General features: G+C 67.4%; 25 protein-coding genes. 17 read left to right on the plus strand and 8 right to left on the minus strand.

What is annotated here, in order from left to right; translation table 11 throughout:
- The first annotated feature begins 42 nt into the window (after positions 1-42).
- From NED98_RS17370 to nadA, 14 genes are all read left to right on the plus strand, one after another.
- Positions 43-696 (plus strand): HAD-IA family hydrolase, encoded by a 654-nt coding sequence (locus NED98_RS17370; RefSeq protein ID WP_179513357.1) that lies wholly within the window; start codon positions 43-45, stop codon positions 694-696.
- Between the two features lie 278 nt (positions 697-974).
- Entirely contained in the window at positions 975-1,682 is a 708-nt protein-coding gene (locus tag NED98_RS17375; RefSeq protein ID WP_179513358.1) for a CoA transferase subunit A, read from the plus strand.
- The gene (locus NED98_RS17380) at positions 1,682-2,317 is read left to right on the plus strand and encodes a 3-oxoacid CoA-transferase subunit B (protein ID WP_265313857.1); all 636 of its coding nucleotides are present in this window, start codon (positions 1,682-1,684) and stop codon (positions 2,315-2,317) included. The genes NED98_RS17375 and NED98_RS17380 overlap by 1 nt, the downstream gene beginning before the upstream one ends.
- A 216-nt stretch (positions 2,318-2,533) precedes the next feature.
- Complete coding sequence (leuC, locus tag NED98_RS17385; RefSeq protein WP_179513360.1) at positions 2,534-3,964, plus strand: 3-isopropylmalate dehydratase large subunit; 1,431 nt, start codon at positions 2,534-2,536, stop codon at positions 3,962-3,964.
- A gap of 158 nt (positions 3,965-4,122) precedes the next feature.
- On the plus strand, positions 4,123-4,716 hold the full coding sequence (gene leuD / locus NED98_RS17390; RefSeq protein ID WP_265313858.1) for a 3-isopropylmalate dehydratase small subunit: 594 nt from the start codon (positions 4,123-4,125) through the stop codon (positions 4,714-4,716).
- 195 nt (positions 4,717-4,911) lie between these two features.
- Positions 4,912-5,913: an NADPH:quinone oxidoreductase family protein gene (locus tag NED98_RS17395; protein ID WP_265313859.1), complete on the plus strand. Its 1,002-nt coding sequence runs from the start codon at positions 4,912-4,914 to the stop codon at positions 5,911-5,913.
- A gap of 210 nt (positions 5,914-6,123) precedes the next feature.
- A complete protein-coding gene (locus tag NED98_RS17400; protein ID WP_179513363.1) occupies positions 6,124-6,447 on the plus strand; it encodes a DUF1476 domain-containing protein in 324 nt (107 codons plus the stop codon).
- Position 6,448: 1 nt separating this feature from the next.
- A complete protein-coding gene (locus NED98_RS17405) occupies positions 6,449-6,682 on the plus strand; it encodes a BolA/IbaG family iron-sulfur metabolism protein (protein WP_179513364.1) in 234 nt (77 codons plus the stop codon).
- A 29-nt stretch (positions 6,683-6,711) separates the two neighbouring features.
- Positions 6,712-7,038: a Grx4 family monothiol glutaredoxin gene (gene grxD / locus NED98_RS17410; RefSeq protein WP_179513365.1), complete on the plus strand. Its 327-nt coding sequence runs from the start codon at positions 6,712-6,714 to the stop codon at positions 7,036-7,038.
- 491 nt (positions 7,039-7,529) lie between these two features.
- Positions 7,530-7,898, plus strand: a complete 369-nt coding sequence (locus tag NED98_RS17415) for a BlaI/MecI/CopY family transcriptional regulator (protein WP_179513366.1) — start codon at positions 7,530-7,532, stop codon at positions 7,896-7,898.
- Positions 7,895-9,526, plus strand: a complete 1,632-nt coding sequence (locus NED98_RS17420; protein WP_179513367.1) for a M56 family metallopeptidase — start codon at positions 7,895-7,897, stop codon at positions 9,524-9,526. Before NED98_RS17415 ends, NED98_RS17420 begins: the two co-directional genes overlap by 4 nt.
- Before the next feature lie 166 nt (positions 9,527-9,692).
- Positions 9,693-10,550, plus strand: a complete 858-nt coding sequence (locus NED98_RS17425; protein WP_179513368.1) for an MBL fold metallo-hydrolase — start codon at positions 9,693-9,695, stop codon at positions 10,548-10,550.
- On the plus strand, positions 10,532-11,230 hold the full coding sequence (locus tag NED98_RS17430) for a DUF4230 domain-containing protein (protein WP_179513369.1): 699 nt from the start codon (positions 10,532-10,534) through the stop codon (positions 11,228-11,230). The genes NED98_RS17425 and NED98_RS17430 overlap by 19 nt, the downstream gene beginning before the upstream one ends.
- A 266-nt stretch (positions 11,231-11,496) precedes the next feature.
- On the plus strand, positions 11,497-12,483 hold the full coding sequence (nadA, locus tag NED98_RS17435) for a quinolinate synthase NadA (RefSeq protein ID WP_265313860.1): 987 nt from the start codon (positions 11,497-11,499) through the stop codon (positions 12,481-12,483).
- Positions 12,484-12,646: 163 nt separating this feature from the next.
- On the opposite strand, the gene purQ is transcribed toward nadA, so the two are convergent.
- Together purQ and purS are read right to left on the minus strand one after the other, a co-directional pair.
- Positions 12,647-13,312, minus strand: coding sequence for a phosphoribosylformylglycinamidine synthase subunit PurQ (purQ, locus tag NED98_RS17440; protein ID WP_179513371.1), 666 nt, complete (start codon positions 13,310-13,312; stop codon positions 12,647-12,649).
- A complete protein-coding gene (purS, locus tag NED98_RS17445) occupies positions 13,309-13,551 on the minus strand; it encodes a phosphoribosylformylglycinamidine synthase subunit PurS (RefSeq protein WP_179513372.1) in 243 nt (80 codons plus the stop codon). The genes purQ and purS overlap by 4 nt, the downstream gene beginning before the upstream one ends.
- Positions 13,552-13,706: 155 nt before the next feature.
- Here purS and NED98_RS17450 point away from each other — a divergent pair, with 155 nt between their 5' ends.
- Positions 13,707-14,447, plus strand: a complete 741-nt coding sequence (locus NED98_RS17450; RefSeq protein WP_179513373.1) for a TorF family putative porin — start codon at positions 13,707-13,709, stop codon at positions 14,445-14,447.
- 220 nt (positions 14,448-14,667) lie between these two features.
- On the opposite strand, the gene glnA is transcribed toward NED98_RS17450, so the two are convergent.
- The 3 genes from glnA to NED98_RS17465 all read right to left on the minus strand — a co-directional run bounded on the left by glnA (position 14,668) and on the right by NED98_RS17465 (position 18,867).
- The gene (gene glnA, locus NED98_RS17455; protein ID WP_179513374.1) at positions 14,668-16,080 is read right to left on the minus strand and encodes a type I glutamate--ammonia ligase; all 1,413 of its coding nucleotides are present in this window, start codon (positions 16,078-16,080) and stop codon (positions 14,668-14,670) included.
- A 77-nt stretch (positions 16,081-16,157) separates the two neighbouring features.
- Positions 16,158-16,496, minus strand: coding sequence for a P-II family nitrogen regulator (locus tag NED98_RS17460; RefSeq protein WP_174836063.1), 339 nt, complete (start codon positions 16,494-16,496; stop codon positions 16,158-16,160).
- A 217-nt stretch (positions 16,497-16,713) separates the two neighbouring features.
- Positions 16,714-18,867, minus strand: a complete 2,154-nt coding sequence (locus NED98_RS17465; protein ID WP_265313861.1) for a PQQ-dependent dehydrogenase, methanol/ethanol family — start codon at positions 18,865-18,867, stop codon at positions 16,714-16,716.
- Between the two features lie 164 nt (positions 18,868-19,031).
- Here NED98_RS17465 and NED98_RS17470 point away from each other — a divergent pair, with 164 nt between their 5' ends.
- A complete protein-coding gene (locus NED98_RS17470) occupies positions 19,032-19,775 on the plus strand; it encodes an LssY C-terminal domain-containing protein (protein ID WP_265313862.1) in 744 nt (247 codons plus the stop codon).
- Positions 19,776-19,965: 190 nt separating this feature from the next.
- Here the strand turns inward: NED98_RS17470 and map are convergent, their stop codons facing one another.
- Entirely contained in the window at positions 19,966-20,793 is an 828-nt protein-coding gene (map, locus tag NED98_RS17475) for a type I methionyl aminopeptidase (RefSeq protein WP_179513377.1), read from the minus strand.
- 53 nt (positions 20,794-20,846) lie between these two features.
- Between map and NED98_RS17480 the strand changes: the two genes are divergently transcribed.
- Positions 20,847-21,605, plus strand: a complete 759-nt coding sequence (locus NED98_RS17480; RefSeq protein ID WP_265313863.1) for a competence/damage-inducible protein A — start codon at positions 20,847-20,849, stop codon at positions 21,603-21,605.
- Between the two features lie 144 nt (positions 21,606-21,749).
- Here NED98_RS17480 and NED98_RS17485 read toward each other — a convergent pair whose 3' ends face one another.
- On the minus strand, positions 21,750-22,061 hold the full coding sequence (locus NED98_RS17485; RefSeq protein WP_265313864.1) for a hypothetical protein: 312 nt from the start codon (positions 22,059-22,061) through the stop codon (positions 21,750-21,752).
- Positions 22,061-22,234: a hypothetical protein gene (locus NED98_RS17490; protein ID WP_179513380.1), complete on the minus strand. Its 174-nt coding sequence runs from the start codon at positions 22,232-22,234 to the stop codon at positions 22,061-22,063. Before NED98_RS17490 ends, NED98_RS17485 begins: the two co-directional genes overlap by 1 nt.
- Positions 22,235-22,273 lie beyond the last annotated feature (39 nt).

Genomic DNA, 22,273 nt, shown 5'->3' on the forward strand with positions numbered 1-22,273 from the left:
GGGCTTGCGCGTCGCGCCGGCTCGCGGCACGGGGCGAAGTTGATGCAGCACGATACCGTGATCTTCGACTTTGGCGGGGTGGTCACTTCCTCCCCGTTCGAGGCTTTCAACCGGCTGGAGCGCGCCCGCGGCCTGCCCAAAGACTTCATCCGCAAGGTCAACGCGCTGTCGCCCGACGACAATGCCTGGGCGCGGTTCGAGCGGGCGGAGATCGATTCGGCCGGGTTCGACGCCGCCTTCGCCGAGGAGGCCAAGGCCTTGGGGCACGAGCTGCGCGGCGAGGATGTGCTCGGCGTGCTGGCGGGGGATATCCGCCCGCGGATGGTCCACGCGCTCGATTGGCTCAAGCGCCACGGCTATCACCTCGGGTGCATCACCAACAATGTGCCGTCGGGCGAGGGCGCGGGGATGGAGCGCAGCAGCGAGCGTGCGCAGGCGGTGTCCGCGGTGCTCGCGCGGTTCGATTGCGTGATCGAATCGAGCAAGGTCGGCGTGCGCAAGCCCGATCCGCGCATCTACCAGATGATGCTCGCGCATTTCGCCAAGCCGGCGACGTCGTGCATCTATCTCGACGACCTCGGGATCAACTGCAAGCCGGCCGCCGAGCTCGGCATGCATGCGATCAAGGTCGAGGGCGAGGCGCAGGCGCTCGACGATCTCGCCGACGCGCTGGGGATCGAGCGCGGGCTGTTCTGAGGCCGCCAAAGTTCACGAAGTTCACACGAGTGACGTTGCGTCGCTTCATATATTATTAAGTAAAACTAATGGGTTCGATCTCTCCCCTCCCTTGAACAAAGGAAGGGTGGGGGGCGGGTTGGCCTGCGCGCGCATCGTTGCGCCAGCCTCATACCCACCCACCCCCAGCCCCTCCCTTCACGAGGGAGGGGAGTAAGAAGGGGGAGGGGGAGTTGGCTTCTTGCCGCGGCGCACCACCCTCGCTAATCGCGGCGCGGACGAACGGAGAGTCACCGCCGATGAAGAAGCTCTACCCCGACGCCGCCGCCGCGCTCGACGGCCTGTTGTTCGATGGCATGACGATCTGTGCCGGCGGCTTCGGCCTGTGCGGCATTCCCGAGCGGCTGATCGACGCGTTGCTCGCCGCCGGGACCAAGGACCTCACCATCGCCAGCAACAACGCCGGGATCGACGGCGAGGGGCTCGGCAAGCTGCTCCGCTCGCGCCAGGTCAGGAAGATGATCTCCTCCTATGTCGGCGAGAACAAGGAGTTCGAGCGGCAATATCTGGCGGGCGAGCTCGAGGTCGAATTCTGCCCGCAGGGCACGCTCGCCGAGCGCTGCCGCGCGGGCGGGGCGGGGATCCCCGGCTTCTACACCAAGACCGGCGTCGGCACCCAGGTGGCCGAGGGCAAGGAGGTCAAGGTGTTCGACGGGCAGGAATATATCCTGGAACGCGGGATCCGCGCCGATCTCAGCATCATCAAGGGCTGGAAGGCCGACGAGGCGGGCAACCTCATCTTCCGCAAGACCGCGCGCAACTTCAACCAGCCGATGGCGACCGCGGGCAAGGTGTGCGTCGCCGAGGTCGAGGAAGTGGTGCCGGTCGGCAGCCTCGATCCCGATGCGATCCATCTGCCCGGCATCTACGTGAAGCGGCTGATCGTCGGCGCGCCCTACGACAAGAAGATCGAATTCCGAACCACCCGCCAGCGGGAGAATGCGTGATGGCTTGGGATCGCAACCAGATGGCGGCACGCGCCGCACGCGAATTGCAGGACGGTTTCTACGTCAACCTCGGCATCGGCATCCCGACGCTCGTCGCCAACCATATCCCGGCCGGGGTGGAAGTGACGCTGCAGTCGGAGAACGGGATGCTCGGGATCGGGCCGTTCCCTTATGACGACGAGGTCGACCCCGATCTGATCAACGCCGGCAAGCAGACGATCAGCGAGCTGCCGCAATCGGTCTATTTCGGCTCCGAGCAGAGCTTCGCGATGATCCGCGGCGGGCACATCGACCTGACCGTGCTCGGCGCGATGGAAGTCGCCGAAAATGGCGACATCGCCAACTGGATGATCCCCGGCAAGATGATCAAGGGGATGGGCGGCGCGATGGATCTCGTCGCGGGGGTCAAGAAGATCATCGTCGTGATGGAACATACCTCGAAGAACGGCGATCCGAAGTTCATCCCCGCCTGCACGCTGCCGCTGACCGGGAAGAATGTGGTCGATATGATCATCACCGATCTCGCGGTGTTCCAGCGCGAGGGCCAGGGCGCACCGTTCCGGCTGGTCGAGCTCGCCGAGGGGGTGAGTGCGGAGGAAGTTGCGGCGAAGACGACCGCGAAATACGTGGCTTAATCCTTCTCGTTTCCCCTCCCTTGAGCAAGGGAGGGGGCGGGGGCGGGTTGGCCGGCGAGGATACCGGCGCGCGCGCCTCATACCCGCCCCACCCCAGCCCCTCCCTTCACGAGGGAGGGGAGCAGGGCTCGCGCAATTTCATTACGCCATAAGCATAAAAACCGGACGATCATGACGTTGCCCTGAAGCGATTAGGCTTCTAAGGCGTCTCGCATCATGGCCACTCGCCCGCTCACGCTCTACGAAAAGGTCTGGAACGCGCACGTCGTCGAACGGCGCGACGACGGGACCTGCCTGATCTATATCGATCGCCACCTCGTTCATGAGGTCACCAGCCCGCAGGCGTTCGAGGGGCTTCGCGCCGCCGGCCGCAAGGTGCGCCGGCCCGATCTGACGCTCGCCGTCCCCGATCACAACCTGCCGACCACCCCGCGGGTCGACGCGAACGGCCGCGAGCTGCCGATCGCCGACCCGGAAAGCGCGACCCAGCTCGCCGCGCTGCGCCACAATGTCGCGGAATTCGGCGTTCCCTATATCGACGCGCTCGCGCCGGCGCAGGGCATCGTCCACGTCGTCGGCCCCGAACAGGGCTTCACCCTGCCCGGCACGACGGTGGTGTGCGGCGACAGCCATACCTCGGCGCATGGCGCGCTCGGCGCTCTGGCGTTCGGGATCGGCACCAGCGAGGTCGAGCATGTGCTCGCCACGCAGACGCTGCTGCTGTCGCAATCCAAGACGATGGAAGTCCGCGTCGACGGCACGCTCGGCTTCGGGGTCAGCCCGAAGGACGTGATCCTCGCGATCATCGGGCGGATCGGCGCGGCGGGCGGCACCGGCTATGTCATCGAATATACCGGCGATGTGATCCGCGCGATGTCGCTCGAAGGGCGGCTGACCGTCGCCAACATGTCGATCGAGGGCGGTGCGCGCGCCGGGATGATCGCGCCCGACGACACGACCTTCGCCTATCTCAAGGGCCGCGCGATGGCGCCGACCGGCGCGGATTGGGACAAAGCGGTCGATTGGTGGCGCTCACTCGCCACCGACGCCGGGGCGGTGTATGACAAAAGCGTCGTGCTCGACGCGAGCGATATCGCGCCGGGCCTCACCTGGGGCACCAGCCCGGAGGATGTCGTGCCGATCACCGGCGTCGTTCCCGATCCCGAAAGCTTCGCCGATCCCTCCAAACAGGCGGCGGCGCGCAAGTCGCTCGACTATATGGGGCTCGCCCCGGGGACGCGGATGCAGGACGTCGCGATCCAGCATGTCTTCATCGGCAGCTGCACCAACAGCCGGATCGAGGATCTGCGCGCGGCGGCAGCGGTGGCCGACGGGCGGCACGTCGCAAACGGGGTGCGCGCGATGGTCGTCCCCGGCTCGGGGCTGGTCAAGCAGCAGGCCGAGGCCGAGGGGCTCGACCGGATCTTCACCGCGGCGGGGTTCGAATGGCGCGAGCCGGGCTGCTCGATGTGCCTCGCGATGAACCCGGACAAGGTGCCGGCGGGCGAGCGCTGCGCGTCGACCAGCAACCGCAATTTCGTCGGGCGGCAGGGGCCGGGTGCGCGCACCCACCTCGTCTCGCCCGCAATGGCGGCGGCGGCGGCGGTGAGCGGGCGGCTGACCGACGTGCGCGAGTTGATCGGTTGAGAGAGGGGAGGGCGCGATGAAGAACGTGCTGGTGTTGCTGGTCGTCGGATCGCTGCTGAGCGGGGTCGCCGCTTATGCCGCGATCGCCAAGACCGCCGGGGCGACCAAGGAAAAGACGGCGACGCGCTGATACAGCCGCGTGCGTGAGGAGTGATGTAATGGAAGCCGTGACGAGCGTTTCCGGCCGCGCCTATCCGTGGGGCCAGAAGAACGTCGATACCGATGTGATCATCCCCGCGCATTGGCTCAAGACGATCACCCGCGCCGGGCTGGGGCGCGGCGCGTTCGAAACGGTGCGCGCGGTGCCGGGCAATGTGTTCGACGATCCCGCTTATGCCGGCGCGCCGATCCTGATCGCGGGGGACAATTTCGGCTGCGGATCGAGCCGCGAACATGCCGCCTGGGCGCTCGGCGATCTCGGGATCAAGGCGGTGATCGCGCCGAGCTTCTCCGACATCTTCTCGGGCAATGCGTTCAAGAACGGCATCGTCACCGTCGTGCTGCCGCAGGAAGCGATCGACCGGCTGCTCGAAGTCGCCAAGACCGATCCGATCACCGTCGATCTGGAGCATATGACGGTGACCACGCCGTTCCAGGACCGGTTCGAATTCTCGCTCGATCCGTTCCGTCGCGAGTGCCTGATGCACGGGCTCGACGAGATCGGGCTGACGCTGGAGCGCGACGAAGCGATCACGCGCTACGAGGCCGAGATCGACGGCGCGCGTCCGTGGGTGAGCCAGCGGGCGGCGTAAGTGAAAACTCCCCTCCCCTTCAGGGGAGGGGCAGGGGGTGGGGCGATGTCTCACCGAGACCGTCCGCCCATAACTCCCGACTCCCCCACCCCAAAACCCCTCCCCTGAAGGGGAGGGGCTTTAAAGGGTCTGGACGCGCCGCGCCGCGCGCTGCAAGACGATACCGTTAATTCGAAAAAGAGCGAAGGAGCGGACATGCGCGCATTGCTGTCGACCGCGATCGGCGGACCGGAAACCCTGACGATCGGCGACTTGCCCGAGCCGACGCCCAAGCCGGGCGAGGTGGTGGTCGCGGTGAAGGCGTGCGCGGTCAATTATCCCGACGTGCTGGTGATCGAGGACAAATATCAGTTCAAGCCGCCGCGGCCGTTCGCGCCGGGCGGCGAGGCATCGGGGGTGGTGGTCAGCGTCGGCGAGGGCGTCTCGGCGTTCAAGCCCGGCGATCGCGTGATGGGCAATAGCGGGATGGGCGCGATGGCCGAGCGCGTCGCCTTCCGCGAAGCCGCGCTCTATCCGCTCCCGGCCGAGCGCAGTTTCGAGGAAGGCGCCTCGATGCTGCTCACCTACGGTACGACGATCCACGCTTTGGTCGATCGCGGGCATATCAAGGCGGGCGATTCGCTGTTGGTGCTCGGCGCCGCGGGCGGTGTCGGGCTCGCCGCGGTCGAGCTGGGCAAGGCGCTCGGCGCGCGGGTGGTCGGTGCGGTCTCCTCGGAGGAAAAGGCGCAGGCGGTGCGCGACGCCGGGGCAGACGACGTGCTGATCTATGGCCGCGGGCCGTTTTCCAAGGAGGAATCGAAGGCGCTGGCGGATGCGTTCAAGGCCAAGGCGGGGTCGGACGGCTTCAACCTCGTCTATGACGCGGTCGGCGGCGATTATGCCGAGCCCGCGCTGCGCTCGATCGCATGGGAGGGACGCTATCTGGTGATCGGCTTCCCCGCGGGCATCCCGCGGCTGCCGCTCAACCTGACTTTGCTCAAGAGCTGCGACGTGTGCGGGGTGTTCTGGGGCGCCTTCGCCGCGCGCGATCCGCAGGCTAACCGCGCCAATATCGCGCGGCTGTTCGAGCTATGGGCGGCGGGCAAGATCGCGCCCAAGGTGACCGGGGTGTTCCCGCTCGAACAGGGCGGCGAGGCGATCGCCCGGCTCGGCCGGCGCGACGCGATCGGCAAGCTCGTGGTGCGGGTGGCGGAATAGCCGTGACCCGCTGCTCCCCTCCCTGGTGAAGGGAGGGGCTGGGGGTGGGTGGGTATGAGAGGCACCGATCCGCTTCCTCGCAGGCCAACCCAACCCCGACCCCTCTCTTGTTCAAGGGAGGGGAGAAAGAGGGGCTACGCGCCGATAACCCCCCGTTGCGCGGGAGGCATGCGCTCTCTATCTCCATCCGGAGTTAGATTGGGAGCAGACATGACCACGTTCGACGATCGCGAGCGCGCTTTCGAGACCAAGTTCGCGCGGGATGAGGAACTGGCGTTCCGCATCGTCGCGCGCCGCAACCGTCTGCTCGGGCAATGGGCGGCGGAGCTGATGAAGCTCACCCCCGCCGAGGCCGATGCCTATGCCAAGACGGTGGTTCACGCCGATCTCGAAGAGGCGGGCGACGACGATGTGGTGCGCAAGGTGCTCGGCGATCTCACCTCGGCCGGGGTCGAGGCCGACGAGGCCGCCGTGCGCCGCGCGCTCGACGAGCAGACCGTCGAGGCGCGCCGCCAGCTGATGGAAGCGCAATAACATGCCGATGGCGGCCGACGATATCGCCGCGCTGATCCGTGAAGGCATTCCCGATGCGGCGGTGGAGATCACCGATCTCGCGGGCGACGGCGATCATTATGCCGCGCGCGTCACCAGCGCCTCGTTCGCGGGGATGACGCGGGTCAAGCAGCATCAGGCGGTCTATGCCGCGCTCGGCGGGCGGATGGGCGGCGTGCTCCACGCCTTGCAGCTTACCACTGCCGTTCCGAAATAACGGCTTACAGATAGTTTGAGGAACCGGCGATGACCGAAGACGTCCAGGCCCGCATCGATGCGGTGGTGAAGAACAATCCCGTCGTGCTGTTCATGAAGGGCAGCCCGTTGTTCCCGCAATGCGGCTTTTCGAGCCGCGCGGTGGCGATCCTCCAGCATCTGGGCGTCGCGTTCGAAAGCGTCGACGTGCTGCAGGATCAGGGCGTGCGCCAGGGGATCAAGGCCTATTCGGACTGGCCGACGATCCCGCAGCTCTATGTCGGCGGCGAATTCGTCGGCGGATCGGACATCATGATGGAGATGTACGAATCCGGCGAACTGGCCGAGCTGGTCCAGGGCTATGCCAAGGCCGAATAACGGGTGAGGGCGGGGCGAGCGGCTCGCTTGCCGATCTAGCTTCCACCCCGGTGAAGGCCGGGGGCAAGCATCGGGCCGGTCGTGACTGGACCCCGGCCTGCGCCGGGGTGGTCAGGGACACGGAGCCGTTCCTCTGTATCGCCAAACGGGTGAGGGCGGGGCGTCGCGAACGACGCACCCGCCCTGCTGAAGCGTGACTTACGCTTGGTGTACGATACGCGATGCAGCGCGCGTGCCAGCCGGGCCGACCGGCGGCAAACCTAGCGATACGCTGGTTAACGATGCTTTATCATGAGCGTCGGGTGTAAAATATTCCGACAGAATTCGTTATTCCCGCGAAGGCGGGAATCCATTCTGGCTGACCTCGCGAGTCTCTCCGCGACCTGTGCGAATGGATTCCCGCCTTCGCGGGAATGACGTGAATCCTGATCTTGACCACGGCTGTAATCGGTGCAATTACAGCCGTAGTCATTAGAAGAGGATGTCGAGTCGTGGCGGAACGGATCAGCGATGCCGAACATGCCGTGATGGAGGTGTTGTGGGATGAATCCCCGCTCACCGCGCAGGAGGTGGCCGAGCGTGTCGGCCCCGATCGCGGGTGGAGCGTCAACACCGTCAAGACCTTGCTCGGCCGGCTGCTCGCCAAGAGCGCGGTCGCGCATGAGGAGGACGGCCGGCGCTATCTCTATCGTCCGGCGGTGCAGCGCGGCGATTACGTCTCGGGCGAATCGCGGCGGCTGATCGATCGGCTGTTCGGCGGCAAGCTCACCCCGCTCGTCGCGCATCTCGCCGAGCGCGACCAATTGTCGGCGCAGGATATCGCCGAGATCGAAGCGCTGCTGAAGGCGCTCAAACAATGATCGCCTGGGCGGTGGAGGCGTTGCTCGCCTCGGCCCTGCTGATCGCCCTCGTGCTGGCGATCCGCATCCCCGTGCGCCGCGCGTTCGGCGCGCCCGTCGCTTATGCCCTGTGGCTGCTGCCCGTGCTGCGGCTGCTCCTGCCGCCGTTGCCGACCACGTTGCGCGACGGCGTGGTGCCGCCGCTCGCCGCGCCGCTCCACGATATGGGGCGCGAGATGTCGGTGATGATCCTGCCGGCGACGGATACGCCCGCGGCGGCGACGCATTCGCTGGCGGCGCTGCTCGGCGCGGGGTTCGTGCTGTTGTGGGGCGTCGGGGCGCTTGCGGTGATCGGCTGGCAGTTCGTCACCTATCGGCGCTTCCGCCGCCGGCTGCTTGCCGCCGCGACCCCGCTCGACCGGATCGACGGGGTGACGATCGTCGCGAGCCCCGCCGCCGCCGGGCCGCTCGCCTTCGGGGTGACGCGGCGCTTCGTCGCCTTTCCGCGCGATTTCGCCGGGCGCTACGACGCGGGCGAGCGCGAACTCGCGCTGGCGCACGAGCTCGGGCATCACGCGCGCGGCGATCTGATCGCCAATTGGGTCGCGCTGGCGGTGCTCGCGCTGCACTGGTTCAACCCGCTGGCGTGGTTCGCCTTCCGCGCCTATCGCGCCGATCAGGAAATGGCCAATGACGCGCGCGTCCTCGCCGGGCGCAGCGCGAGCGAGCGCCACGCTTATGCCTGCGCGATCGTCAAGGCGGCGCACGGCGGGGCGATCGCCGCGGCGTGCCATCTTCATACGGTCGACGATCTCAAGGGGCGGCTGCGGATGCTCGCTACCCCCGCCACCCGCGCGCGGCTGCTCGCCGGGGGCGTCGGGGTGGTGGCATTGGGCGCCGCCGCGCTCGGGCTGACCGCGACCGGCACCGCCGCCGCGGAACAGATGCGCGCGCGGATGGAGCGCGCCACCGGGATCGATATCGACGCGATCAAGCCGAGCGCGCTGCTCCGCCCGCCGCCCCCGGTGATGCCCGAGGCGCAGCCGGCGCCCGCCGCCACCCCCGCGCCGGGCGAGCGTCGCAACCGCGTCGTCGTCCACAATGACGGCGAGACCCATGTCTATGAGGGCGCGGACGCCGACGCCTATCGCGCGGCGCATCCCGTGCCGGTGCCTCCCGTCCCGCCGGTGCCGCCGGCGCCGCATGTCGAGGTGATCGCCCCGGTGCCGCCGGTACCCCCTGTGCCGCCGATGCATTTCGACCGCGAGGCGGCGCGTGCCGATCGCGAAGCCGCACGCGCCGAGCGCGCGGCGGCGCGGGCGATGCGCGCGGCGCCGGTCGTCTCGTCGCAGAATTGCGGCGAGGGCAGCGAGATGACGATGCACGCCGCCGTCGACGGGCGGAACGTCACCGTGATCTGCCGCGATCGTATCGCGCATGCCGGCGACGCGGCGCGGCAGGCGGCGAGGATCGACGCCGCCGAGGCCCGGCGCAACGCGCTGCGCAGCGCGATCGCCGGTCTGCGCGCGTCCCGCGCGTCGCTCGCGGCGAATGCCTCGATGCCCGAGGAAGGGCGGCGCGCGGCGATCGCCAGCATCGATCGCAGCATCGCGCGGATGGAGCATAATATCCCCGACCCGGATCAGTGATCGTAAAGCCCCTCCGCTTCAGGGGAGGGGTTGGGGTGGGGGAGTCACGGGGGAGAGGTCTCGGTGAGATCCCTGCCCCACCCCCGTCCCCTCCCCCGAAGGGGAGAAGAGAGTTTCCCACCGCTTTCGCTTGCCTTCGCCGTCGCCAGTCGCCATCTCGCGGGGCATGGACGAGCCACCGACCGGCATCGCGATCGCGCTCGAACCGCTCGTAACGCGGGTTCTGGCGCCCAATCCGTCGCCCTATACCTTCACCGGCACGCAGACGCATATCGTCGGCACCCGCGATCTCGCGGTGATCGATCCCGGCCCGGCGGACGCGGCGCATCACGCCGCCTTGCTCGCCGCGATCGCCGGGCGGCCGGTGCGCGCGATCGTCATCACCCACCACCACCGCGATCATTCGCCCGCCGCGATCCGCCTCAAGGCGGAGACCGGGGCGCCGATCGTCGGCGCCGCCGCCTTCCGCCTCAGTGACGACGGGCCGCGCGCCGATGCGGCCTTCGATCCCGATTACGCCCCCGATCGCGTGCTCGCCGACGGCGAGCGTGTCGCGGGCGAGGGCTGGACGCTCGAGGCGCTCGCCACCCCGGGGCATACCTCCAACCATCTCTGTTTCGCGCTGCTCGAAAGCAAGGCGCTGTTTTCGGGCGATCATGTCATGGGCTGGTCGACCAGCGTGGTCTCCCCGCCGGACGGCGACATGACCGCTTATATGGCGAGCCTCGAAAAGCTGATCGGGCGCGACGACCGGGTCTATTATCCCGGCCACGGCGACGCGGTGGAAAATCCCCAGCGGCTGGTGCGCGGGATGCTCGGCCACCGCAAGCAGCGCGAGGGACAGATCCTGCGGCTGCTCGGCGAAGGGGTCGCGACGATCCCGGCGATGGTCGGAAAAATGTATGTCGGGCTCGATCCGCGGCTCGCGGGGGCGGCGGGGCAATCGGTGCTCGCGCATCTCGTCGATCTTGAGCGGCGCGGGCTGGCGATAGCGGAAGGCGCGGCATGGCGGCGCGGCGCGTAAGGCCGTTCATCGTCGATTTCGTCGGCGCGCTGGCGATCCTCATATTGCTGGCGGGGGGCGGCTGGTGGCTGGCGCAGCGCTATGTCGCCGCGCGGCTCACCCCCGATCCGACGACGATCGCCAATGCCAGCCTGTCGGGACTGCGCGAGCAGAATCGGCTGTCGGCCTTCGCCGCGCGGTTCGTCGCGGTGGTCACCTCGAAACAGTCGCAATTCGGGCTGAGCGCCGAGCGCACGACGATCATGCCGGGGATGGTGCGCTACGAAGTCGATCTCGGCCGGCTTTCGGCGCGCGACGTGGCGTGGGATGCCGCGACCAAGACGCTGTCGGTGCGGCTGCCCGCGGTCGAGGTCACCCCGCCGGCGATCGATCTCGACGCGATCCGAAGCTATGGCTCGGGCGGGGTATTGATGACGCTGACCGACGCGCGCGAGACGCTCGACGCCGCCAACCGCACCGCGGGGCAGAGCGAATTGCTCCGCCAGGCACGCGCCGCGCCGATGATGACGTTGGCGAAGGACGCGACGCGCCGCGCGGTCGAGCGCAGCTTCGCGATGCCGCTCAAGGCCGCGGGGATCGACGCGACCGTCACGGTGCGCTTCGCCGACGATCCGGTGCGCAACGACCAGCGCTGGGATGTCAGCCGCAGCATCGAGGAAGTGCTCGGCAACGCGAAGTGAGCGCGGTGCATCGTGCGTCCAATCGGGAGTACCTCCCCCGTTCGCCCTGAGCCTGTCGAAGGGCGTCCTGCCGCCCGAGAGTTGGGGACGCCCTTCGACAAGCTCAGGGCGAACGGATCATATGATATCCCGGCCCTCATGCCGGACTTGATCCGGCATCCAGAGTGACGGGCGACGGCGCTTTGTGGCTCTGGATGCTGACTTTCGTCAGCATGACGAATACTGCTCCCTTGATCGCAAGCCGCGGGCGGTCCATCTGACCGGGCATGGAGCAGCCCACCAATTTGCGCGGCCTTGATCTGCGCGCCGAGATCGACCGCCTCCGCAAGGAGCGCAACGCCGTCATCCTCGCGCATTATTATCAGAAGCCCGAGATCCAGGATCTGGCCGATTTCGTCGGCGACAGCCTCGATCTCAGCCGCAAGGCGCAGGCGACCGATGCCGATGTCATCGCCTTTTGCGGGGTGCGCTTCATGGCCGAGACCGCGAAGATCCTCTCGCCCGAGAAGATCGTCGTGCTCCCCGATATGGATGCCGGGTGCAGCCTCGAGGATTCGTGCCCGCCCGAACAGTTCGCGGCGTTCCGCGCGCAGCATCCCGATGCGATCGCGCTGACCTATATCAATTGCTCGGCGGCGGTGAAGGCGCTGTCCGACGTGATCGTCACCTCCTCCTCGGCGGAGAAGATCCTCGCGCAGATCCCCAAGGATCAGAAGGTGATCTTCGGCCCCGATCGCAACCTCGGCGGCTATCTCGCGCGCAAGACCGGGCGCGATCTGATCCTGTGGCCCGGCGTGTGCATCGTCCACGAGGCGTTCAGCGAAACCGAATTGCTCAAGCTCAAGGCCGAGCATCCGACCGCGCCGATCGTCGCGCACCCCGAATGCCCGCCGGTGATCCTCGATCATGCCGATTATGTCGGGTCGACCAGCGGGATCCTCGATTATGCCAAGACGTTCGCCGGCGATACGCTGATCGTCGCGACCGAGCCGCACATCATCCACCAGATGGAAAAGGCGCTGCCGGGCAAGACCTTCATCGGCGCGCCGGGGGCGGACGGCAACTGCAACTGCAATATCTGCCCCTATATGGCGCTCAATACGATGGAAAAGCTCTACGTCGCGCTGCGCGACCTCGCGCCGCGGATCGAGATGGACGAGACCTTGCGGCTGCAGGCGAAGAAGAGCCTCGACGCGATGCTGTCGATGGCCAGCGGGACGGTCGGGCAGGGCGATCTGGGCCCGGCGCGGTAACTTTCCGCAGCCACCTGCCCTCTTGGCTCCCCGGAGGGGCTGGGGTGGGCGGGTATGAGGCGGTTGCGCCGTTACCCCCACGGGCCAACCCACCCCCGACCCCCTCGCTTGTTCAAGGGAGGGGGGCAGGAAGAAGATTAGGGAAGGGGCTTTGTAAGTGGCGTTACGCCACTAGTTCCAACAGCCCTTCGAACAGCCGCCGGCCCTCGTCGCCGCCGTGCGCGGCTTCGATGCGGCGTTCGGGGTGCGGCATCATGCCGAGCACGTTGCCGGCGTCGTTGAGCACGCCCGCGATGTTGCGCGCGCTGCCGTTGACGTTCTCGGCATAGCGGAACGCCACGCGGCCTTCGCCCTCGATGCGGTCGAGCGTCGCGGCGTCGGCGAAATAATTGCCGTCGTGATGCGCCACCGGGATCAGGATGCGCTCGCCCGCGGCATAGCGGCTGGTGAAGGCGGTCTGCGCATTCTCCACCGTCAGCGCGACGTTGCGGCACACGAAGTTGAGCCCCGCATTGCGCATCAGCGCGCCGGGGAGCAGCCCCGCCTCGGTCAGCACCTGGAAGCCGTTGCAGATGCCGAGCACCGGCAGGCCCTTCGCGGCGGCGTCGGACACCGCGCGCATGATCGGCGAGCGGGCGGCCATCGCGCCGGAGCGGAGGTAATCGCCGTAGGAAAAGCCGCCGGGTAAAGCGACGAGCCCGGTGCCCTCGGGCAATTCGCTCTCGCGATGCCATACCATTGCCGGCTTGCGCCCGGTCACCGCTTCCAGCGCCACCGCGATATCGCGGTCGCAATTCGATCCCGGAAAGACGATGACCGCGGTTTTCATTTCGCCGGCTCCAGTCGTTCGATGCGATAATTCTCGATCACGGTATTGGCGAGCAGCTGGCGGCACATCGCGTCGATCGCCGAGTCGTCGGTCGAATCGGCGACCTCGAGCTCGATCAATTTGCCGACGCGGGCGCCCTCGATGCCTGAAAAGCCGAGGCCGGCGAGCGCGTGTTCGATCGCCTTGCCCTGCGGATCGAGCACACCGGGCTTGAGCGTCACATAGATGCGGAGCTTCATGCGCGCGCCTATGCCGGAGCGCGCGCCGCGCCGCAACCTTTGCTGCACGATGCGACGGATTCTGTCGGACGTCGGGTGAGCCGATCGCGCTGCCGCACTTTCGCCGATTGTTGGCGATAGCACCGCCCCTGTCACCACGCGTAACGGGAGTCCACATGCGCTACGCCGAAATCATCACCGCCGGGCTGCTTATGGTCACGGCGCTGCCCGCCGCGGCGCAGTCGTTCAGCGGCTCGGTCGAGGCCGAGACCGACGAGCGCCGTCGCGGCCTGAGCTGGAGCGAGGGCAAGGCCGCGATCGCGGCATCGGCAACGGTCGGGCTGCCCGCCGGGTTCGATATCGGCGCGCGCGTCACCACCTTGCGCGACAGCCCGCGCGCGGGCGGTGCCGATGCGGTGATCGACGGGACCCTGGGGTATAGCGCCGATCTCGGCGGCGGGGTGCGCGGCGAGGCGTTCGCGGTCGCGCATCTCTTCACCGGCGCGCGCGGGGGAATGAATTATATCGAGGGCGGCGCGGGGCTGAGCTATCAGCTCGGGCCGGCGCAGATCGGCGCCGACCTACGCTACGCCCCGTCGCAAAGCGCGATCGGCGGCGACAATCTCTATCTCGGCGCGCATGCCAATGTCGGCATCCCCGCGACGCCGTTCACGCTCACCGCGAGCATCGGGCGCTCGTCCGGCTCGGTCGACGACGCGTTGCGCGCGGCGCGGCTGCGCCCGGCGGGGACCTATAGCGACTGGCTGGTCGGGGTGCGCCATATCACCGGGCCGCTGACGCTGGGGCTCGATTATTCGGGGACCAATATCGATCGCGCGGATATCGTCGCCTCGCCTTATGCCGACGCGCGCAACAGCGGCGACCGGCTGACCGCGCGGGCGAGCTTTTCGTTCTAGCCCACCCCACCGTTCGCCCTGAGCTTGTCGAAGGGCTGTACTTTCTTCGTCGGAAGAGAAGGGCGGGGCTTCGACAAGCTCAGCCCGAACGGGATAGGTGGTCTCAAACGCAAACGGCGCGGCAAGGCCGCGCCGTCGGTCCTCGCTTTAGCGAGGCCGGTCGACAGCGCCTGTGCCGTCCTGCCTTCGGCGGACGGCACCGCGCGGCCGGCGGCCGCGCTCAGCCGCTGTAGTACATATCATATTCGACCGGGCTCGGGGTCATCTCCCAGCGCGCGACTTCCTCGTACTTCAGCTCGATATAGGCCTCGATCTGATCCTTCGAGAACACGTCGCCCTTGAGCAGGAAGTCGTGGTCCGCCGAAAGCTGCTCGAGCGCTTCGCGCAGCGAGGCGCAGACGGTCGGGACGTTGGCCAGCTCCGCCGGCGGCAGGTCGTAGAGGTTCTTGTCCATCGCCTCGCCGGGGTGGATCTTGTTCTGGATCCCGTCGAGCCCCGCCATCAGCAGCGCGGCATAAGCGAGATAGGGGTTGGCGAGCGCATCGGGGAAGCGGATCTCGACGCGCTTCGACTTGGCGCCGGTGCCGTAAGGAATGCGGCACGAGGCCGAGCGGTTGCGGCTCGAATAAGCCAGCAGCACCGGCGCTTCGTAACCCGGCACCAGCCGCTTGTAGCTGTTGGTCGACGGGTTGGTGAAGGCGTTGATCGCCTTGGCATGCTTGATGATGCCGCCGATGAAATAGAGGCACATGTCGGACAGGCCGGCATAGCCGTTGCCCGCGAACAGCGGATTCTTGCCCTGCCAGATCGAGAAATGGGTGTGCATCCCCGAGCCGTTATCTTCCTTGATCGGCTTGGGCATGAAGGTCGCGGTCTTGCCATAGGCATGGGCGACCTGGTGCACGACATATTTGTAGATCTGCATCCGGTCCGCCGTGGTGGTCAGCGTGCCGAAGGTCAGGCCCAGCTCGTGCTGCGCGGCGGCGACTTCGTGGTGGTGCTTGTCGCACGGCAGCCCCATCTCGATCATCGTCGAGACCATCTCGCCGCGGATGTCGACCGCCGAATCGACCGGCGCGACGGGGAAATAGCCGCCCTTGGCGCGCGGCCGGTGGGCGAGGTTGCCGCCCTCATATTCGCGGCCCGAATTACCCGGCAGCTCGATATCGTCGATCTTGTAGTAGCTCGACGAATAGCTGTTCTCGAAGCGGACGTCGTCGAACATGAAGAATTCGGCCTCGGGGCCGACATAGACGGTGTCGCCGATCCCGGTGGCCTTCACATAGGCCTCAGCGCGCTTCGCGGTGGAGCGCGGATCGCGGGCGTAGAGCTCGCCGGTCGACGGCTCGACGATGTCGCAGATCAGGATCAGCATCGGGGTGGCCGAGAAGGGATCGGTGTAGACCGCATCCAGATCGGGCTTGAGGATCATGTCGGATTCGTTGATCGCCTTCCACCCGGCGATCGACGAGCCGTCGAACATCAGGCCGTCGGTCAGCTCATCCTCGCCCAGGATGCTGGCGACCATCGTCAGATGCTGCCACTTGCCCTTGGGATCGGTGAAGCGGAGGTCGATCCATTCGATCTCCTCGTCCTTGATGCGCTTCAGAACGTCGCTGGCCGTCGCTGCCATGATAATAAGCCCTTCGCTCTTGATAGCCGCCGGGCGGTGCCGCCGGCGGGAGTGGTTTCACATAAGTCGATGACGTCTCAGATCGCGTCGTCGTCGCGTTCTCCGGTGCGGATGCGCAATGCGGTTTCAACGGGGATGACGAAGATCTTGCCGTCGCCGATCCGGCCGGTCTGCGCCGCCTGCGCCACCGCCTCGACGACGCGCTCGACCAGCCCGTCCTCGACGACGACCTCCAGCTTCACCTTGGGCAGGAAGTCGACGACATATTCGGCGCCGCGATACAATTCGGTGTGGCCCTTCTGCCGTCCGAACCCTTTTGCCTCGGTGACGGTGATCCCGGACACGCCGACTTCGTGCAGCGCTTCCTTCACCTCATCGAGCTTGAACGGCTTGATGATCGCCTCGATCTTCTTCACGCGAAACTACCCGCCCCCAGTTGAACTCACACCGTATGCGTACGGCTTGCATCGACCGTGCCAGTCGGGCGCACGAAGGGCAAGGCGGCGACTCGCGCGCGGGCCAGCATAATTGCTGCCCGTTTATCGGGCATCGCGGGGTTGCGTGCCGGATTTGGAGGCAGTCGCCGCTCCCTCTCCCCTCCCCGTTGAAGGGAGGGGAGAGGGAGGCGCGCGCTTATTTCCCCGTGCCGAGGTTCTTCTGCGCCCAATGCGCCTCGTCGATCACATAGAGCCGGATGAGCTGCGCCTGATCGGGGGTCAGCACCTTGGCGAAGCTGACCATCCCCTGATCCTTGAGCGCGCCGTCGATCACGATCGACTTCCACGCATCCGCGCTGCCGAGCGCGCCCGAGCGTTGCAGATTGGGCGTCACCCCGCCGCCGCCGCCCGCCGAGGCGCCGTGGCATACCTGGCAGAAGCGCGCGAACAGCGCGCGGCCCTGCGCCACCTGTTCGGGTGTGGCCGCGTTCGCCGGCAAGGTCACCGGGCTGTTGTCGGGCGGGGTGGTCGCGGGGAGCTCGGTTTTGCCGCCGAGCTTGAACACGATCAGCCGCGGATGATTGGGCACCTCCGCCCCCTTGCCATAGGCATAGCCGAGCGACAGCGGCAGCGCGCCGCCGCGCCCGGCGAGGATCGCGACATATTGCGTGCCGCCGACCATATAGGTCGCCGCACCGGCCATCACCCCGGTGCCGACCGGAAAGCTCAGCAATTGCTTGCCGCTATCGGCGGCATAAGCGCGGAACTCGCCCAATGACGTGCCCTGGAAGACGAGATTGCCCGCGGTGGTCATCGTCCCGCCGTTCCACGGCGTCGGATATTTGACCGTCCATTTCGGCTTGTTCGCCACCGGGTCCCACGCGACGAGCAGCCCGGTCGCCCCGGCGGTCGCCGCCTTGATCGTCTTGGCGTCGCGCGGATACATCAGCGCGTCCATATTCTCGCCGACGTTGAACCCGATCGGCTTGGTCTGATCGAGCGGCGCATTCCCCGCCATATAGCCCGCCGCGACGATCTGCGCCGGGATATAGGCAAGCCCCGCCTTGGGGTTGAAACTCATCGGCTGCCAGTTGTGCGCCGCGATCGCCGAGGGCAAAGCGATGAACGGCTTGCCCGTCTTGTAGAAGCGCGCCGCGGGATTCTCGATCGGCCGCCCGGTCTTCATGTCGTAACCGGTCGCCCAATTGACCCCCGGGATATACTGGCCGGCGTTGATCAATTTGCCGTCTGTGCGGTCGATCACGTAAAAGAAGCCGTTCTTCGGCGCCTGCATCAGCACCTTGCGGTCCTTGCCGTCGATCTTGAGCGTCGCGAGGTTGATCGGCTGGGTCGCGGTGAAATCCCAGCTTTCCGCCGGCGTCTCCTGATAATGCCACAGATATTCGCCGGTCTCGGGCTTCAAGGCGACGATCGAGGAGAGGAACAGATTGTCGCCCTGTCCCTCCGAGCGGAGGCCGTGGTTCCAGGGTGAGCCGTTGCCGACGCCGAGATAGAGCTGGTCGAGCTCGGCATCGTAGACGATCGAATCCCACACGGTGCCGCCGCCGCCGGATTGCTTCCACTGGCCGTTGGCGGACCAGGTCGGCGCGGCCTTCTGCATCGCCGCGTCGGAGGCTTCGCCGTCCTTGGCACCCGCAGGGTTGGGGACGGTGTAGAAGCGCCACTTCTTCGCGCCGGTCGCTGCGTCATAGGCGGTGACATAGCCGCGCACGCCGAATTCGGCGCCGCCGTTGCCGATCAGCACCATATCCTTCACCACGCGCGGCGCGCCGGTGATCGTATAAGGCTTCGACGTGTCGGTGGTCTGGACCGACCAATCCGCCGCGCCGGTCTTGGCGTCGAGCGCGATCAGCCGCCCGTCGAGCGTGCCGAGATAGAGCCGCCCCTTCCACGCCGCGACGCCGCGGTTGACGACGTCGCAACACGCCTGGACGCCCTTTTGCGGATCGACCTTGGGGTCATAGGTCCACAATTGCTTCCCGGTCACCGCATCATAGGCATAGACCTTGGACCACGGCCCGGTGACGAACAATTTGCCGTCGATGATGATCGGGGTGGCTTCCTGCCCGCGCGCATCGGGCATGTCGGCATACCAGGCGACCCCGAGCTGGCCGACATTGCTGTCGTTGATCTGGGTCAGCGGGGAGAAGCGCTGTTCCTTATAGTTGAACCCGGTCATCGCCCAGTCGCTGCCGTCGCCGCCGGTGGTGAGCAGCGCGCCGTCGACCTTGCCGACCCCCGAGGTGTCGCCGCCCGTCGCCTGCTGCTTGGTGCCGCCGCACGACGCCAACAGCATCGCCGTCAGCGCCAGCGCGAATCCCTTCCGCATATGCCCCTCCTACGCTTTTCGCGTGATGGTGGCGCAGGATTGAAAGGAAGGGAAGGGGGTAAGTCGTCTTGCTTAAAGGCGCGCTTTAGAAAGCCGGGTACGGATGCGCCGCCCGGTCGCGCAGGGCCATTGTCAGCGCCTTGAAAGCGCGGCAGCATTCGCCGATGCCCGGCGCCGGCCTGTCCACGATCCTGCCCGACGACCGCGCACGGCGGCGGTGGGGCTGGGGCACGATCGCCGCGCTGGTGCTGCTCGGCGTGCCGTCATTGTGGTTCGCGATGGCCTATGGCGGGTTGCCGCGATTGTGGAGCCGCCACGAGCATAAATTGATCGGCAAGCGCGACGAGCTCGTTTCCTATACCGCGCAGGACATTCCGGGCGATCCGATCAATCTGCGGCTGATCGGCGAGCGCGCGGCGATCGACTGCGCGTTCCGTCGCGCGGGCTGGTCGGGGAGCGATCCGGTCGATTTCCGTTCGGCGCTCGGCATCGCGGCGAGCGTGGTCTTCGCGCGGCCCTATCCGACGGCGCCGGTCAGCCCGCTCTATGTCGCCGATCGGATGCAGGAATTCGCATTCCAGCGCGACGCCGGGCGCAGCGCCGACAAGCGCCACCATATCCGCTTCTGGCAGATCGGCCCGCGCGACTGGCTGGCGGCGGCGACCTTCGACCGCGGGGTCGGGCTGAGCCTGTTCACGCTGCAGGTGACGCATCATATCGGGCGCGACGTCGATGCCGAGCGCAATGCCGCGGGGGCGCTGCTCCAGGCGAGCGGCGCACAGCTGATCGGCGCGCAATCCTCGCGCATCGCCCCCGGTTGGCACCGCAACGGCGGCGGGGACCGATATCGCACCGATGGGATGATCCACGTCTATCGGCTGGGTGGGTGCCAGGGCAGCGTGGGCTAGGGCCGATCGCGACCGGACCCCGGCCTGCGCCGGGGTGGATCGGAGCATTATAGTGCCGCTGTGGTAGCGCCCTTGTGTCCCCGCGAAGGCGGGGACCCAGTCTGGGCTTCCGCCTTGGGTTCCCATCAAAGTAATACTTTGATGGGGGCCTTCGCGGGAGCACAAAGAAGCCGGCGCGACCGCCGGCGTTTTATGCGTAGGGCGGCCGGTCGAGCCCCTTGGGCGAGAGCGTGAAGATCTCGCACCCGTCCTCGGTGATCCCGATCGAATGTTCGAACTGCGCCGACAGCGAACGGTCGCGGGTCACCGCGGTCCAGCCGTCGTCGAGCAGCTTCACGTCGGGGCGGCCGATGTTGATCATCGGCTCGATCGTGAAGATCATCCCGGGCTTGAGCTCCGGCCCGGTGCCGGGGCGGCCGACGTGGATCACCTCGGGCGCGTCGTGGAACAGCCGGCCGAGCCCGTGGCCGCAGAAATCGCGCACCACGCCGTAGCGATGCGTCTCGGCATAACGCTGGATCGCATTGGCGACGTCGCCGAGATGATTGCCCGGCTTGGCCTGCTCGATCCCGAGCATCAGGCATTCATAGGTCACGTCGACCAGCCGCTTGGCCTTCAGCGGCACGTCGCCGATCAGATACATGCGGCTCGAATCGCCGTGCCAGCCGTCGAGGATCGGGGTTACGTCGACATTGACGATATCGCCCGATTTCAAAACCTTGTCGCTGGGGATCCCGTGGCAGACGACATGATTGATCGAGATGCACGAGCTGTGCGTATAGCCGCGATAGCCGAGCGTCGCGGGGACCCCGCCGTTGGCGAGGATGAAATCGTGGATCAGCCGGTCGATCTCCGCGGTCGACACCCCGGGCACCATGTGCGGCACGACCATGTCGAGCGTCTCGGCGGCGAGCTTGCCCGCGCGGCGCATCCCTTCGAAGGCGTCGGGGCCGTGCAGCTTGATCGCGCCGTTGCGCCCGAGCGGCGCATCGCTGGTTACAGTCACATATTCGGTCATGCCGAATGATATAGCGTGGCGAAGCGCGATTGGCGAGGCTATGCGGGAGGCGCATGGTAGAGGAACGCATCTGGACCGCCGCGCTCGTCGTCATCGGCGACGAGATTCTTTCCGGGCGCACGCAGGACAAGAATGTCGCGCAGATCGCGCAATGGCTCAACGTCCAGGGCATCCGGCTGGCCGAGGTGCGCATCGTCGCCGATCGGCAGGAGGCGATCGTCGAGGCGGTCAACGCCCTGCGGGTGCGCAACGATTATCTCTTCACCACCGGCGGGATCGGCCCGACGCATGACGATATCACCGTCGACGCGATCGCCGCGGCCTTGGGGGTCGGGGTGGTGCACCACCCGGGCGCGGTGGCGGTGCTCGAACGTTATTATGCGACCCGCGGCGGCGCGACCGAGGCGCGGCTGCGGATGGCGCGGGTGCCCGAAGGCGCCGAACTGATCGAGAACCGCATGTCGGGCGCGCCCGGGATCCGCGTCGGCAATCTGTTCATCATGGCCGGGGTGCCGCACATCACCGCGGGGATGCTCGACGCGTTGACCGGGACGCTCGAGGGCGGGCGCCCGGTGGTCAGCGGGACGATCGGCAGCTGGGCGCCGGAGAGCGAGATCGCCGATCTGCTCGCCGCCGCCGAGCGCGCGCATGAAGGGGTGGCGATCGGCAGCTATCCCTTCTTCCGCGAGGGGCGCACCGGGGCCAATTTCGTCATCCGCTCGCCCGATGCGGATCAGGTCGAGCGCTGCATGGCCGAACTTGCCGTGGCGCTGGCGGCGGCGGGGTATCCGACGGTGGCGGGCGGGATCTGAACCTGCTTCGTTCTGCTCCTTTCCCTTGAACAAGGGGAGAGGTCGGGGGCGGGTTGGCCCGAGAGGATGGCGGAGCAACCGCCTCATACCCACCCACCCCCAGCCCCTCCCTTCGCCAGGGAGGGAGAGGCGGCGGAGGGGAGCTTAGCTCTCCTCCACGGTCAGCGCCTCGATCACGAACGCGGTCCGCGCCGCATTCCGCGCAAGCGACGCGACCGCGATATCCGCGACGAGATGCCCGGCGAGCGGCAGATCGGCCTCCGCCAGCGTTTCCAGCCAGCGATCGAGCGCCGGCCCCGTCTCGCTTTCAACGGTGATTTCGTGGCGCTGCCCGGCGAAGGTCGCGCTCTGCCAGTCGGTCGCGCGGGCGGTCCCGATCGCGATCGACGCGCCGGCGCGCGACGCCGCCGCGGTCAGCGCGCGTTCGAGCAGCCGCGCCGCACCCGGCCCGCGCATCATTGCGCCCCCGCGATAAACGCCTCGACCCGCGCGGTCAGCGCCGGCCCCGGCACCCGCCCGAGCCGCATGTCGCCCACCAGCCGCGGATCGTTTGCGGCGCGGCGGCCGAAGGTCGTCGGCGGCATCCCGCTCTGGCGCAAAAAGCAATCGATCTTGGTCAACAGCGACATGGCGACTCGCCTCCCGATTCCCAAAGTGTTCGCTATTTG

The organism is Sphingomonas lycopersici, assembly GCF_026130605.1.
Taxonomy (GTDB): Bacteria; Pseudomonadota; Alphaproteobacteria; order Sphingomonadales; family Sphingomonadaceae; genus Sphingomonas; species Sphingomonas lycopersici.

What these genes read in the sequence shown, in the direction of transcription:
- NED98_RS17370 (WP_179513357.1), top strand. Translation starts at nt 43, where the DNA reads ATGCAGCACGATACCGTGATCTTCGACTTTGGCGGGGTGGTCACTTCC.
- NED98_RS17375 (WP_179513358.1), top strand. Translation starts at nt 975, where the DNA reads ATGAAGAAGCTCTACCCCGACGCCGCCGCCGCGCTCGACGGCCTGTTG.
- NED98_RS17380 (WP_265313857.1), top strand. Translation starts at nt 1,682, where the DNA reads ATGGCTTGGGATCGCAACCAGATGGCGGCACGCGCCGCACGCGAATTG.
- leuC (WP_179513360.1), top strand. Translation starts at nt 2,534, where the DNA reads ATGGCCACTCGCCCGCTCACGCTCTACGAAAAGGTCTGGAACGCGCAC.
- leuD (WP_265313858.1), top strand. Translation starts at nt 4,123, where the DNA reads ATGGAAGCCGTGACGAGCGTTTCCGGCCGCGCCTATCCGTGGGGCCAG.
- NED98_RS17395 (WP_265313859.1), top strand. Translation starts at nt 4,912, where the DNA reads ATGCGCGCATTGCTGTCGACCGCGATCGGCGGACCGGAAACCCTGACG.
- NED98_RS17400 (WP_179513363.1), top strand. Translation starts at nt 6,124, where the DNA reads ATGACCACGTTCGACGATCGCGAGCGCGCTTTCGAGACCAAGTTCGCG.
- NED98_RS17405 (WP_179513364.1), top strand. Translation starts at nt 6,449, where the DNA reads ATGCCGATGGCGGCCGACGATATCGCCGCGCTGATCCGTGAAGGCATT.
- grxD (WP_179513365.1), top strand. Translation starts at nt 6,712, where the DNA reads ATGACCGAAGACGTCCAGGCCCGCATCGATGCGGTGGTGAAGAACAAT.
- NED98_RS17420 (WP_179513367.1), top strand. Translation starts at nt 7,895, where the DNA reads ATGATCGCCTGGGCGGTGGAGGCGTTGCTCGCCTCGGCCCTGCTGATC.
- NED98_RS17425 (WP_179513368.1), top strand. Translation starts at nt 9,693, where the DNA reads ATGGACGAGCCACCGACCGGCATCGCGATCGCGCTCGAACCGCTCGTA.
- NED98_RS17430 (WP_179513369.1), top strand. Translation starts at nt 10,532, where the DNA reads ATGGCGGCGCGGCGCGTAAGGCCGTTCATCGTCGATTTCGTCGGCGCG.
- nadA (WP_265313860.1), top strand. Translation starts at nt 11,497, where the DNA reads ATGGAGCAGCCCACCAATTTGCGCGGCCTTGATCTGCGCGCCGAGATC.
- purQ (WP_179513371.1), bottom strand. Translation starts at nt 13,312, where the DNA reads ATGAAAACCGCGGTCATCGTCTTTCCGGGATCGAATTGCGACCGCGAT.
- purS (WP_179513372.1), bottom strand. Translation starts at nt 13,551, where the DNA reads ATGAAGCTCCGCATCTATGTGACGCTCAAGCCCGGTGTGCTCGATCCG.
- NED98_RS17450 (WP_179513373.1), top strand. Translation starts at nt 13,707, where the DNA reads ATGCGCTACGCCGAAATCATCACCGCCGGGCTGCTTATGGTCACGGCG.
- glnA (WP_179513374.1), bottom strand. Translation starts at nt 16,080, where the DNA reads ATGGCAGCGACGGCCAGCGACGTTCTGAAGCGCATCAAGGACGAGGAG.
- NED98_RS17465 (WP_265313861.1), bottom strand. Translation starts at nt 18,867, where the DNA reads ATGCGGAAGGGATTCGCGCTGGCGCTGACGGCGATGCTGTTGGCGTCG.
- NED98_RS17470 (WP_265313862.1), top strand. Translation starts at nt 19,032, where the DNA reads ATGCCCGGCGCCGGCCTGTCCACGATCCTGCCCGACGACCGCGCACGG.
- map (WP_179513377.1), bottom strand. Translation starts at nt 20,793, where the DNA reads ATGACCGAATATGTGACTGTAACCAGCGATGCGCCGCTCGGGCGCAAC.
- NED98_RS17480 (WP_265313863.1), top strand. Translation starts at nt 20,847, where the DNA reads ATGGTAGAGGAACGCATCTGGACCGCCGCGCTCGTCGTCATCGGCGAC.
- NED98_RS17485 (WP_265313864.1), bottom strand. Translation starts at nt 22,061, where the DNA reads ATGCGCGGGCCGGGTGCGGCGCGGCTGCTCGAACGCGCGCTGACCGCG.
- NED98_RS17490 (WP_179513380.1), bottom strand. Translation starts at nt 22,234, where the DNA reads ATGTCGCTGTTGACCAAGATCGATTGCTTTTTGCGCCAGAGCGGGATG.